We start from the raw sequence: 12,153 nt of genomic DNA on the forward strand, positions 1-12,153 counted from the left end.
ATGAGTGCCGAGGTTCGGATCGGGATTCTGTTCGGTGGGCCGTCGGCGGAGCACGACGTCTCCTGCGCCTCGGCGCTCGGCGTGGCCCGGGCGTTGTCCGGCGGCGGGTACCGGGTCGTCGCCATCGGGGTGACCCGCAGCGGCCGTTTTCGCCTGATGCCGGACGACGTGTTACGTCAGTTCCTGGAGGGCACCGGCGGGGAACGGGCCATCGACGACCGGTTCACGGTGACCGGCCCGGCGGTGGAGTTGCGGGCCGGGTGGCGGCGCGGCACCGCCCTGGTCACCGCGGCCGACCCGCCGGGTGCGGTGCAGGCCGAGTTGGACGTTGTCTTCCCGGTGCTGCACGGCCCGTTCGGCGAGGACGGTGTGGTGCAGGGACTGCTCGAATCGCTCGGTGTGCCGTACGCGGGCTGCGGCATCCTCGCCTCGGCGGTCGGCATGGACAAGGTGGCCATGAAGCGGGCGCTGCGGGCCGAGGGGGTGCCGGTCACGCCGTACGTCTCCTTCGACGCGCCGACCTACCGGGCCGCCGAGGACCCGGAGAAGCTGGTGGTCGAGCTGCGTCGGCCGCTGTTCGTCAAGCCGGCCCGGATGGGTTCCTCGATCGGGATCTCCCGGGTCGGTGAGGGTGACGACCTGGCGGCGGCGGTCGAGGAGGCGCTGCGACACGACAACCTGGTCATCGTGGAGCAGGGGGTCACCGCGCGGGAACTGGAGTGCGGCGTACTCGGTGGGAACCGGCCGGAGGCGTCGGCGGTCGGCGAGGTCACGGTCACCGGCGGCTGGTTCGACTACCAGCAGAAGTACTTCGGCGACAGCGACCCGATGGTGGTCCCGGCGGTGCTCTCGGACGAGGTGACCGAGCGGATCCGGGAGTTGTCGCTGCGCGCGTTCGCCGCGATCGGCGGCTGGGGGCTGGCCCGGGTCGACTTCCTCTATGACGAGGCGGCCGGCGAACTGTACGTCAACGAGCTGAACACCATGCCCGGCTTCACCGCGCACTCGATGTACCCGAAGGTGTGGGCGGAGAGCGGCGTCGGCTACCGGGAGATCGTGGACCGGCTCGTCGCGTTGGCGATCAGCCGGCACGCGGAGCGGCCCGGCGGCACGGGGGACGTGCCGTGATCCTGCTCTGCGATCCACGGGTCGCGGCGGTGCCGGGCGCGGACGACGGTGAGCCCCTCGTCGACCTGCGCGGGATACCGGAACTGCGGCTGGACGGCCGGGCGGCCGACCCCGAGGGTGCGTACGCGCGACTGCGCAAGGGGGTGGCGGAGCGGTTGCTGGCCGCGCAGGACGCGCTGCCCGACGGGTTGCGCCTGCTGGTGATCGAGGGTTACCGACCGTACCGGGCGCAGTTGGAGATCTTCTCCGGCTATCACGACGAGCTGCGGCGGGCGCATCCCGACTGGTCGCCGGAGCGGGTGTACGAGGAGACCACGAAGTTCGTCTCGCCGGTCGAGGTCGCGCCGCACAGCACCGGTGGCGCGGTGGACCTGACGCTCTGCACCGCCGACGGGGTGGAGGTGGACATGGGTACGGCGGTCGACGCCACTCCGGAGGCGAGCGGGAACGCCTGCTTCACCGCCGCGCCGACGATCGGCGAGGCGGCCCGCCGGAATCGCCGTGTCCTGGTCGACGCGTTGACCGGCGCCGGGATGGTCAACTACCCGACCGAGTGGTGGCACTGGTCGTACGGGGATCGGTACTGGGCGCTGCTGACCGGAGCCTCGCACACCTGTTACGGACCGGTGTGACCGGCATACCGCAGGGTTCATCCGAAACTTTGTTTTCGATACGCGTCACGCCGGTGAACTGGATAGCGCTCCCAAGCCGTACCGACACCTGAACGCAGGCGGTGAGTACGGGAGGCGACAGGTGAGGCTGCAACGGAAGCACGTGTTGGCGGCGGGGGTGGCGGTGGTCGCCGCGGCGACCGTGGCGGTGGGCACCGGGCTCGGGTTCGCCGACAGCGGCCCGACCGGGCAGAGTGCCTGCCCCGGCTCCATCACATTCTCGGCGGAGGGCGGCGCGCCGGGCGCGACCAGCGACCGGTTCCCGGTCGGCACCCGCCTGCGGGTGACCAACCTGGACAACGACAAGTCGGCGGAGGTGACCGTGGTTGGACCGTCCGGCAGTTGCGTGCTGCTCAACTCCGCCGCCATGGAGTTGGTCCGCGAGCCGGGCCGAAACGTCATCCGGCGCAACCTCGTGGAGCGCCTGGACGGCCCGGCGGCGCGGCCGGACACCGCAGCGCCGGGCGGGCCCGCCGACCGGCCCGGCTCGTTCTCCCCGCCGGCCGCCCGACCCGGCACGGCGTCGGCCTGCCCGGGCCCGATCACCTTCTTCGAGGAGGCGGCCGGACCGGGCGCCACCAGCGACCGGTTCCCGGTCGGCACGCGACTGCGGGTGACCAACCTGGACAACGACCGGGCGACTACGGTGACGGTGACCGGCCCGTCGGCGAGTTGCGTGCTGCTCAACTCCGCCGCGATGGAGCAGATCCGCGAGCCGGGTAAGAACCTCGTCCGCAACAACGTGGTCGAGGTGCTGCGCTGAGCTGAGCTGTTAGGAGGGGTCCCCTGCTATGCACGAGGCGTTAGCAGGGGACCCCTCCTTACACAAAGGCCGCGTCGAGGATGTCGAGCCCTCGGGCGAGGTCGGCCTCGGAGATCACCAGTGGGGGCAGGAAGCGCAGCACGTTCCCGTAGGTGCCGCAGGTGAGGGTGAGCAGGCCGGCGGCGTGGCAGGCGGCCGAGATCGCCGACGCGGCAGCCGGGTCCGGGGTCAGGGTGCCCGGCTGCACCAGCTCCACGGCGAGCATCGCGCCCCGGCCGCGTACCTCGGCGATCCGGGGATCGCGTGCGGCGATGCTCCGCAGTCGGGCCGTCATGGTCGCGCCGATCCGCCATGCTGCGGCGGCCAGGTCCAACTCGTGCAGGGTCTCGATGGTGGCCAGCGCGGCGGCGCAGGCGATCGGGTTGCCGCCGTACGTGCCGCCGAGGCCACCGACGTGCACGGCGTCCATCAGCTCCGCCCGCCCGGTCACGGCGGCCAGCGGCAGTCCACCGGCGATGCCCTTGGCCAGGGTGATCAGATCCGGCTCGACGCCCTCGTGCTGGCAGGCGAACCAGTCGCCGGTGCGGCAGAAGCCGGTCTGGATCTCGTCGGCGACGAAGACCACCCCGGCCGCCGTCGCCCAGGTGCGCAGCGCCGGCAGGAACCCCGGTGCGGGTACGACGAAGCCGCCCTCGCCCTGGATCGGCTCGATCAGCAGTGCGGCCACGTTCTCCGCGCCGACCTGCTTCTCCACCATCTCGATGGCCCGGGCGGCGGCGGTGACGCCGTCGAGTCCGCCGTCCCGCAGCGGGTACGACATCGGCACCCGGTAGACCTCACCGGCGAACGGCCCGAACCGGTGTTTGTACGGCATGTTCTTCGCGGTCAACGCCATGGTCAGGTTGGTCCGGCCGTGGTACGCGTGGTCGAAGACCACCACCGCCGGTCGACCGGTGGCGTGCCGGGCGATCTTCACCGCGTTCTCCACCGCTTCGGCACCGGAGTTGAACAGCGCCGACCGCTTCTCGAAGGCACCCGGGGTGAGCGCGTTGAGGCGTTCGCAGACCGCCACGTACGACTCGTACGGGGCGACCATGAAACAGGTGTGGGTGAAGCGTTCGACCTGGGCGCGTACCGCCTCGACCACCCGGGGCGCGGAGTTGCCGACGTTGGTGACGGCGATGCCGGCGGCGAAGTCGATCCACTCCCGACCGTCGACGTCGGTGACGGTGCCACCCGAGGCGCTGTGCACGTAGGAGGAGATCACGCTGCCGACGCCCCGGGCCACGGCGGCGCTCCGCCGCTCGTGCAGTACGCGCGAGGACATCGGCGGCACCGGCTCGCTTCCGACGCTCACCGGCTCAGCCCTCGATGTTGTGCATGACGTGCTTGAGCCGGGTGTAGTCCTCCAGGCTGTAGACCGAGAGGTCCTTGCCGTGCCCGGAGTGCTTGAAACCGCCGTGCGGCATCTCGGAGACGAACGGGATGTGGGTGTTCACCCAGACGCAGCCGAAGTCGAGCCGCCGGGTCATCCGCATCGCCCGACCGTGGTCCCGGGTCCAGACCGAGGCGGACAGGCCGTAGTCGACCCCGTTGGCCCAGCGCACCGCCTCGTCCTCGTCGGAGAACCGCTGCACCGTGATGACCGGCCCGAACACCTCGTCCTGGATGATCTCGTCCTGCTGGCGCAGGCCGGAGACGACGGTGGGCGCATAGAAGTAGCCCCGCTCGCCCACCTGCGCGCCACCGGTCTGCACGGCGGCGTGGTCCGGCAGGCGGTCGACGAAGCCGCGTACCCGGGCGAGCTGGTTGGCGTTGTTGAGCGGGCCGTAGAGCACGTCCTCGTCGTCCGGCCCGCCGGTGCGCGTGTTGCGGGCCTGCTCGGTCAGGGCGGCGACGAAGTCGTCGTGCACGCCGGGGCCGGTGAGCACGCGGGTCGCGGCGGTGCAGTCCTGGCCGGCGTTGAAGTAGCCGCCGGTCGCGATGGCCTCGGCCGCCGCCGCGACGTCCGCGTCGTCGAAGACCACCACCGGTGCCTTGCCGCCCAGCTCCAGGTGGGTGCGCTTGAGGTCGGGGGCGGCGGCTGCGGCGACCTCCATGCCGGCCCGGGTGGAGCCGGTGATCGACACCAGTTGCGGGGTGGGGTGCGCGACGAGGGCCCGGCCGGTGTCCCGGTCGCCGCAGACCACGTTGAACACGCCCGGCGGCAGGTACTCGGCGGCGATCTCGGCCAGCAGCAGCGTCGACACCGGCGTGGTGTCCGACGGCTTGAGCACCACCGTGTTGCCGGCGGCGAGCGCCGGGGCGATCTTCCAGACCGCCATCATCAGCGGGTAGTTCCAGGGCGTGACCTGGGCGCAGACCCCGATCGGCTCGCGCCGCACGTACGAGGTGTGCCCGGCCATGTACTCGCCGGCCGACCGCCCCTCCAGCAGTCGGGCGGCCCCGGCGAAGAAGCGGAACTCGTCCACGGCCGGCGGAAGTTCCTCGTCGGCGGTGAGCTGTCGGGGCTTGCCGGTGTTGCGGACCTCGGCGTCGACCAGGTCGGCGGCCCGCGCCTCGACCGCGTCGGCGAGCTTGAGCAGCGCCTTCTGCCGCTCGGCGGGGGTGCTGTCCCGCCAGCTCTCGAAGGCGGTCGCGGCGGCCTTCATGGCGGCGTCGACGTCGGCGGCACCGGAGACCGGGGCCTGGGCGAACGCCTCCCCGGTACACGGGTCGATCAGGTCGGCGTAGCCGCCGTCGGCCGGCTCGACGTACTCGCCGTTGACGAAGTTGCGCAGCTTCTGCTGGTCACTCATGACTGGATCACTCCGAGGGGTCCGGGGGTCGCGCTGCGGCGGTTATCGCAATCTTCGTGCCATCTTCGCTACTGAATTCGCGGCAGACAAGGTCTAGCGCGACCGTTTCCGTGGGCGACTGCCGGGGTTACGCTGCGATACGTGGAACCCATCCCGTTCTTCGTCGCCGGCCGTCCCGCCCACGGTGCCGGCGAGTTGACCGTGCACCACCCGTACGACGGCCGGGCGGTGGGGCGTACCACCCTCGCCACCGCCGAGCAGGTCGAGGCCGCCGTGTCGGCGGCGGCCGAGGTGGCCGCGACCGCCGCCGAACTGCCCGCGCACGCCCGCGCCACGGCTCTGGACCACGTCTCGCGCCGGCTCGCCGAGCGGGCCGAGGAGGTGGCCGCGCTGATCACCGCCGAGAACGGCAAGCCGGTCAAGTGGGCCCGGGCCGAGGTGGGCCGCGCGGTCTCCACCTTCCGGTGGGCGGCCGAGGAGGCCCGGCGCTTCTCCGGCGAGCTGCAACGGCTCGACACCGACCCGGCAGCCACCGGCCGCATCGCCCTGGTGCGGCGGGTGCCGAAGGGCCCGGTGCTGGGCATCACCCCGTTCAACTTCCCGCTGAACCTGGTGGCGCACAAGGTCGCCCCGGCCGTCGCGGTCGGCGCGCCGGTGGTGGTCAAACCGGCCCCGGCCACCCCGCTGACCGCCCTGCTGCTCGGCGAGATCCTGGCCGAGACCGACCTGCCGGCCGGGATGTTCTCGGTGCTGCCGCTGCCCAACGACCGCGCCGCCGATCTGGTCACCGACCCCCGGCTGCCGGTCGTCTCGTTCACCGGCTCCGGCCCGGTCGGCGCGGCCGTCCGCCGGGCCGCACCGGACAAGCACGTCACGCTGGAGCTGGGCGGCAACGCGGCGGCGCTGATCTGCGCGGACTGGGCCGAGGACGCCGACCTCACCTTCGCCGCGCAGCGGATCGCCACCTTCTCCAACTACCAGGCCGGGCAGTCCTGCATCGCGGTGCAGCGGGTCTTCGTGCACGAGTGGCTCTACGACGGCTTCCTGCCCCGACTGGTCGCCGCCGTGCGGGAACTGCGCACCGGTGATCCGTCCGACCCGGCCACCGACGTGGGGCCGCTGGTCTCCGAGGAGGCGGCCCGACGGGTGGAGGCGTGGGTGGACGAGGCGGTGACGGCCGGGGCCGCTGTCGAGACCGGTGGCCGGCGGTCCGGGGCGACGTACCCGCCGACGGTGCTCAGCGGGGTGCCCCGCCAGGCGAGGGTCCGGGCCGAGGAGGTGTTCGGACCGGTGCTCGTGGTGGACCGGGTCACCGACGACGAGGCCGGCTTCGCGGCGATCAACGACTCGGCGTACGGGCTCCAGGCCGGTGTCTTCACCCGGCGTCTGGACGTCGCCTTCGCGGCGGCACGGACGCTGGAGGTGGGCGGTGTGATCGTCGGTGACGTGCCGTCGTACCGGGCCGACCAGATGCCGTACGGAGGGGTGAAGGGGAGCGGGGTGGGGCGGGAGGGGCTGCGCAGCGCCATGGACGACTACACCGACCCCCGGGTCACCGTCCTCACCGGCATCCGGCTCTAGACCCGGCTCACCAGGAGCCGTCGTCGCGTACCCGGGCCGGGGCGTGACCGGACAGCAGGGTGACCAGGGCGGCGTCGAGGTCCGCACCGAGGAACCACTCGCCGGCCTGGTCCAGCGCGAAGACGCGGCCCCGCTCGTCCACCGCGAGGACGCTGTGCTGCTCCTCGGTGCCGATCGGGAACAGCCGCGCCCCGATCACCGCCGCGAAGTCGGCGAGCGAGTCGGCGGTGTGCGCCACCTGACGCGGCCGCAGGTCGAACGGGGAGATCCAGACGTGCTGCCCCGGGCCGCGCAGCCTGCTGGAGAGGTTCGCGAACGCGGCGAGAGCGGTGATCGCGGCGGGGAAGCCCGGGTGCTCGTGCGTCCGGCCGCGTACCGCGCGGACGTCCCGGAGGGTCGCGGTCGCCACCGCCTCGTCCCCCCGGTGCGGACGCCAGCCGGCCGCGACGAGGGCGGACGCGACCTGCGGCGGGAACCGACCCGGGGCCGGGTCCGGCGCCGGGCCGGGCGACGAGGGCGTGACCTGGTCCCGGGCGGTGTCCGGCAGGACGGCGAAGTCCACCAGCAGGGTCAGGCACGAGTCGCAGGGCCGCTCGGCCGGGCCGGCGTGCGGGTCACCCGGCTCGCGGACCCGGGACACCTCGGCGCGGGCCGGCGCCAGCAGACCCTTGGCGTCGCCCAGGCTCATCGGGGCGATGCCCTCGGCCGTGCGTCGGTGGTCGTAGTGGTGCAGCACGTCGGAGACGACCACCACCTCCGCGTGTCGTTCGGCACCACGGACCAGGTGCCCGGCCGGCAGCCCGTCCAGGTACGCGTCGAGCAGCGGATGGTGGCGCAGCGGCAGGTCACCCTTTGCGCCCTGGGCGGTGAAGATCCGCCCCTCGACGGTCAGATGAGCGGTGACCGTCGGAGTGGGCAGCCGGTGGACCTCCCGCATGAGCTGACCGGCCGGGTCCACGGTCCGTGGCACCGGTGGCCCGCTCGGCCGGCTGCGCCGGTAGAGCCGCTCGACCACGTCGGCCGCCACCCGGGGCCAGGTGCTCACCTCACCGGTGTGCTTGTCGACCACCGTGGTCGGCAGGTCACCGGGGAGCGCCCTGGCGGGCGTGGACGGCGTGGAGGTGATGACGTAACCGAGGTCGAACTCGGTGACCGATGGTCGACACTCGTGCCCGAGACGTAACGAGTCGCGACGCGCCCACACCGCAGCGATCTGCTCGGCCTGCTCGCGGTCGATCACACCGGGAACTTACCGGAGGAGCCCGCTGTCGTGGCACTGCGTGCGCCCGTTCTCACCGAGGGTGAGTCGTGTCGGAGCGCGGTGCGGCATCCGATGACGCCTCGGCGTACCGGCGTCGGCGTGATGCGGCACACCTGCGGGGTGCTCGCCGACCGGTCGAGGTCGTGCCCCGGTAGTAGCCTGACCGCGGTCCCCCGTCAGGGGGAAGAACGGTGGGTGGTCATGTCGGTACGTCGCCACACGGCGCGCCTCGCGACGCTCTGCGTGTTCCTGGGCGGCCCGGTGGCGCTCGGTGGCGCGCCGGCTCACGCCGGAGACGGGGCGCACTCCGTCCAGGCCGTCAACCAGTCCTCCGGCGGATCGCCGGTGATGTACTTCGGCATCGGCATGGTCGCCCTCGGCGCACTGCTCATCGTGTTCCTGATCGTCCGGTCCCGCAGGGACCGGCGGCAGCGTCGGGACCGGGTCGAGATCCCGCAGCCGCGCAACCCGGGTGGCACCACCTACCGCTCCGGCGCGAGCCACGGTGCCGCGTCGGTGCCGCCGGGTCCGGGTGCCGTGCCGCCGGGCCCGGTCGTCGCGCCGCCGATGCCGCCGGGTGCGGTTGCCCCACCACCGTCGCCGTCCGGCTGGGGCGTCCCGCCGGTGCCGCCCGGCCCGGTGCCGCCCGCGTCCCCCGGCCAGGTGTACGGCAGCGCCCGGCCCGCCGCGCCCCGGGTCTACGGTGCCCCGGCGTCGCCGCGCCCGTCTGGTGGCCTGTACGGCGCCCGGCCGGAGCCCGATGACCAGCCCCGCACGTCACCCCCGGTCGCCACCGGGTCCGCCGTGCCGCCGGTGTCGGCGCCGCCGATGGTCCCGCCGGTCTCCGCGCCGCCGATGGTCCCGCCGGTGTCGGCGCCGCCCGTGATTCCCCCGGTCTCGGCGCCTCCGGCGGGCCCGCCGGAGGCGGCTCCGCCGGAGGCGCCGAGACCGGGCCAGACCGGTTCGGCAGCCGTGCCGGGACGCCCCGAGGGCGAGGGCGGGGACGAACCGGGACGCGGGCTCTCCGGCTGAGCCGGGACGGGGCCCGGCGCTCCGTTACGCTCAGGTGCGTTGACCGACCTGCGGCCGAGGAGTGGAACCGGTGTCTGATCTGTCCCAGATCGTGAAGGCCTACGACGTCCGTGGGACGGTGCCGGACCAGTGGGACGAGCGGGTGGCCGGTGCCCTGGGCACCGCCTTCGCGCAGATGCTCGACGGTGCCGGCCCGACCGGAGAGGCCGTCCTGATCGGGCACGACATGCGGGCCACCGGGCCCAAGCTGGCCGAGGCCTTCGCCACCGGCGTACGCGCCGAGGGCCGCCCGGTCATCGAGATCGGGCTCGCCTCGACGGACATGGTCTACTACGCCTCCGGTGCGCTCGGGCTGCCCGGGGCGATGTTCACCGCCAGTCACAACCCGGCGCAGTACAACGGCATCAAGATGTGCCACGCCGGGGCCCGCCCGGTCGGCCAGGACAGTGGGCTGGCCGAGGTCCGGGACCGGGCACAGGCCCTGCTCGACAAGGACGAGCCGCTCGGTGCGCCGACCGCGCCGGTCGAGCGTCGGGACCTGCTCGCCGCGTACGCCGCCCATCTGCGCACGCTGGTGGACCTCTCCGACATCCGGCCGCTGACCGTGGTGGTCGACGCGGGCAACGGCATGGGCGGGCACACCGTGCCGAGCGTGCTCGGCGACGCCGCGTTGTCGGCGCTGCCACTGCACATCGTGCCGCTCTACTTCGAGCTGGACGGCACCTTCCCCAACCACGAGGCCAACCCGCTCGACCCGGCCAACCTGGTCGACCTGCAACGCGCGGTGGTGGCGCACGGCGCCGACATCGGGCTGGCGTTCGACGGCGACGCGGACCGCTGCTTCGTGGTCGACGAGCGCGGCGAGCCGGTCTCGCCCTCGGCGATCACCGCGCTGGTCGCGGCCCGGGAACTGGCCCGTCACCCCGGCTCCACGGTGATCCACAATCTGATCACCTCGCGGGCCGTGCCGGAGATCATCCGGGAGCACGGCGGCGAACCGGTGGTGGCCCGGGTGGGGCACTCGTTCATCAAGGCCGAGATGGCCCGCACCAACGCCGTCTTCGGCGGCGAACACTCGGCGCACTACTACTTCCGGGACTTCTGGTTCGCCGACACCGGGATGCTCGCCGCCATGCACACCCTGGCGGCGCTCGGCGAGCAGCCGCTGCCGCTGTCCACGCTGGCCGCCGAGTACGAGCGGTACGTCGCCTCGGGGGAGATCAACTCCACCGTACGGGACCAGGCCGCGAAGGTGACCGAGGTGCGGGCCGCGTACCCGGACGCCGAGGTCGACGAGTTGGACGGGCTCACCCTGCGCTTCCCGGACGGGGCCTGGTTCAACCTGCGTGCCTCCAACACCGAGCCGTTGCTGCGGCTCAACGTGGAGGCACCGACCGCCGAGCGGATGACCGCCCTGCGCGACGACGTGCTGGCCGTGGTTCGCCGATAGGATCGCTCGCGCCGGTCGGCACCGTCGATCGGTGAAGCCGCGTACGTGGAAGGAGCCGCGCAGTGGCCCTCGACCCGCAGTTGCTGGAAATCCTCGCCTGCCCGGACACACACCATGCACCGCTCGACTACGACGCGCAGGCCGCGACGCTGACCTGCACGGAGTGCGGCCGGATCTTCGAGGTCCGCGACGACGTGCCGGTGCTGCTGCTGGACGAGGCGCGCGGCCCCGCGGAGCAGTCGTGATCGACGGGACGGCCGGCGTCAGCGGCCACCGCCACGCCGACGACCGGCTCCTCGACGACCCGCAGGCGCTGGCCGAGCGGGACCCTGGCGGGATGCTGCGGCACACCGCCTCGGCCGGCGCTCAGGTCCGTGAGTCGGCTGCCCTGGCCGCCGAGGCCAACCTCGGTGTGCTCGGCGACGACGGGCGTCCCCGGGCGGTCGTCATCGCCGGCATCGGCACGGCCGGGCGTACCGGTGACGTGCTGGCCACCGTGGCCGGGCCACGCTGCCCGGTGCCGGTGATCGCACACCGCAGCGCGGGCGTACCCGGCTGGGTCGGCGCGGCCGACGTGGTGATCGCGATCAGCGCCTCCGGTCGCAGCCCCGAGGCGCTCGGCGCGGCCGAGGCCGCCCACCGCCGTGGAGCCCGGCTGGTCGCGGTGGCCCCGCCGGACTCACCGCTGCACTCGGTGGCCGAGCGGGCCCGTGCCCCGTTCATCCCGGTGCCCCGGCGGGCCCCGGCCCGCGCCAGCCTCTGGGGGCTCACCGTGCCGGTCCTGATGGCCGCGCGGGCCCTCGGCCTGGTCAAGGTGAACGAGGCGGACCTGGCCGAGACGGCGGCCCGGCTGGACGCCGACGCCGACCGGTGCCGCCCGACCGCCGAGTCCTTCGTCAACCCGGCGAAGTCGTTGGCGCTCGGTCTGGCCGGCTCGATCCCGATCGTATGGGGCTCGTCGCCGCTGGCCTCGGTCGCCGCCCGCCGTTTCGGTGACACGCTCTCCGCCAACGCCCGGTACCCGGTGGTCACCGGGGCGCTCGGCGAGGCGGGCCGGGGACGCGTCGGTCTGCTCGACGGTGTGTTCGGCGGCCTCGCCGAGGGGGAGCGGGACATCTTCGCCGACCCGGACGTCTCCGAGGGCGGGGACACCCGGCTGCGGCTGGTCCTGCTGCGCGACGGGGGTCTGAACGCCGAGGACGACACCGACGAGCCGCTGGCGGTCGAGGAGCGACGCGCGGAGGCGGTGCAGATCCTCGCCGAGCGACGTGGCGTACGGTGCGACGTGGTCACCGCCGAGGGCGGCTCCGCGCTGGAGCGTCTGGCCTCCCTGGTGGCGGTGCCCGACTTCGCGTCGATCTATCTGGCGCTGGCGCACGGCCTGGACCCGATGGCGGTGCCGGCGATCACGGAGATGAAGGAGCTGTCCAACCAGTGAGCGAGCGCAGCGAGCGAGCCGGCCGGCCCGG

At 73.4% G+C, this 12,153-nt stretch carries 11 protein-coding genes; 8 read left to right on the forward strand and 3 right to left on the reverse strand.

Annotation, left to right across the window (positions count from 1 at the left end):
- From ACZ31C_RS23170 to ACZ31C_RS23180, 3 genes are all read left to right on the forward strand, one after another.
- Nucleotides 1–1,128, forward strand: a complete 1,128-nt coding sequence (locus tag ACZ31C_RS23170) for a D-alanine--D-alanine ligase family protein (protein WP_465797047.1) — start codon at nucleotides 1–3, stop codon at nucleotides 1,126–1,128.
- Complete coding sequence (locus ACZ31C_RS23175; RefSeq protein WP_465797048.1) at nucleotides 1,125–1,760, forward strand: M15 family metallopeptidase; 636 nt, start codon at nucleotides 1,125–1,127, stop codon at nucleotides 1,758–1,760. Before ACZ31C_RS23170 ends, ACZ31C_RS23175 begins: the two co-directional genes overlap by 4 nt.
- 121 nt (nucleotides 1,761–1,881) lie before the next feature.
- Nucleotides 1,882–2,562, forward strand: a complete 681-nt coding sequence (locus tag ACZ31C_RS23180) for a hypothetical protein (RefSeq protein WP_396740493.1) — start codon at nucleotides 1,882–1,884, stop codon at nucleotides 2,560–2,562.
- A gap of 58 nt (nucleotides 2,563–2,620) precedes the next feature.
- On the opposite strand, the gene gabT is transcribed toward ACZ31C_RS23180, so the two are convergent.
- A complete protein-coding gene (gene gabT, locus ACZ31C_RS23185; RefSeq protein WP_465797211.1) occupies nucleotides 2,621–3,889 on the reverse strand; it encodes a 4-aminobutyrate--2-oxoglutarate transaminase in 1,269 nt (422 codons plus the stop codon).
- Nucleotides 3,890–3,923: 34 nt separating this feature from the next.
- The gene (locus ACZ31C_RS23190) at nucleotides 3,924–5,360 is read right to left on the reverse strand and encodes a gamma-aminobutyraldehyde dehydrogenase (RefSeq protein ID WP_350698821.1); all 1,437 of its coding nucleotides are present in this window, start codon (nucleotides 5,358–5,360) and stop codon (nucleotides 3,924–3,926) included.
- A gap of 141 nt (nucleotides 5,361–5,501) precedes the next feature.
- Here ACZ31C_RS23190 and ACZ31C_RS23195 point away from each other — a divergent pair, with 141 nt between their 5' ends.
- A complete protein-coding gene (locus ACZ31C_RS23195) occupies nucleotides 5,502–6,941 on the forward strand; it encodes an aldehyde dehydrogenase family protein (protein WP_465797049.1) in 1,440 nt (479 codons plus the stop codon).
- Between the two features lie 7 nt (nucleotides 6,942–6,948).
- Here ACZ31C_RS23195 and ACZ31C_RS23200 read toward each other — a convergent pair whose 3' ends face one another.
- A complete protein-coding gene (locus ACZ31C_RS23200; protein WP_465797050.1) occupies nucleotides 6,949–8,181 on the reverse strand; it encodes an SUKH-3 domain-containing protein in 1,233 nt (410 codons plus the stop codon).
- A 222-nt stretch (nucleotides 8,182–8,403) separates the two neighbouring features.
- Between ACZ31C_RS23200 and ACZ31C_RS23205 the strand changes: the two genes are divergently transcribed.
- From ACZ31C_RS23205 to ACZ31C_RS23220, 4 genes are all read left to right on the forward strand, one after another.
- Entirely contained in the window at nucleotides 8,404–9,234 is an 831-nt protein-coding gene (locus tag ACZ31C_RS23205; protein WP_465797051.1) for a hypothetical protein, read from the forward strand.
- A 70-nt stretch (nucleotides 9,235–9,304) separates the two neighbouring features.
- Complete coding sequence (locus tag ACZ31C_RS23210; protein ID WP_465797052.1) at nucleotides 9,305–10,684, forward strand: phosphomannomutase/phosphoglucomutase; 1,380 nt, start codon at nucleotides 9,305–9,307, stop codon at nucleotides 10,682–10,684.
- Nucleotides 10,685–10,746: 62 nt separating this feature from the next.
- Nucleotides 10,747–10,929 carry a Trm112 family protein gene (locus ACZ31C_RS23215; protein WP_396740481.1) on the forward strand — a complete coding sequence of 61 codons (183 nt, stop codon included), beginning with the start codon at nucleotides 10,747–10,749 and terminating at the stop codon, nucleotides 10,927–10,929.
- On the forward strand, nucleotides 10,926–12,122 hold the full coding sequence (locus tag ACZ31C_RS23220; protein ID WP_396740480.1) for an SIS domain-containing protein: 1,197 nt from the start codon (nucleotides 10,926–10,928) through the stop codon (nucleotides 12,120–12,122). The genes ACZ31C_RS23215 and ACZ31C_RS23220 overlap by 4 nt, the downstream gene beginning before the upstream one ends.
- Nucleotides 12,123–12,153: the final 31 nt, after the last annotated feature.

Source organism: Micromonospora sp. NPDC023869, from assembly GCF_055559695.1.

What these genes read in the sequence shown, in the direction of transcription:
- ACZ31C_RS23205 (WP_465797051.1), top strand. Translation starts at nt 8,404, where the DNA reads ATGTCGGTACGTCGCCACACGGCGCGCCTCGCGACGCTCTGCGTGTTC.
- gabT (WP_465797211.1), bottom strand. Translation starts at nt 3,889, where the DNA reads ATGTCCTCGCGCGTACTGCACGAGCGGCGGAGCGCCGCCGTGGCCCGG.
- ACZ31C_RS23170 (WP_465797047.1), top strand. Translation starts at nt 1, where the DNA reads ATGAGTGCCGAGGTTCGGATCGGGATTCTGTTCGGTGGGCCGTCGGCG.
- ACZ31C_RS23190 (WP_350698821.1), bottom strand. Translation starts at nt 5,360, where the DNA reads ATGAGTGACCAGCAGAAGCTGCGCAACTTCGTCAACGGCGAGTACGTC.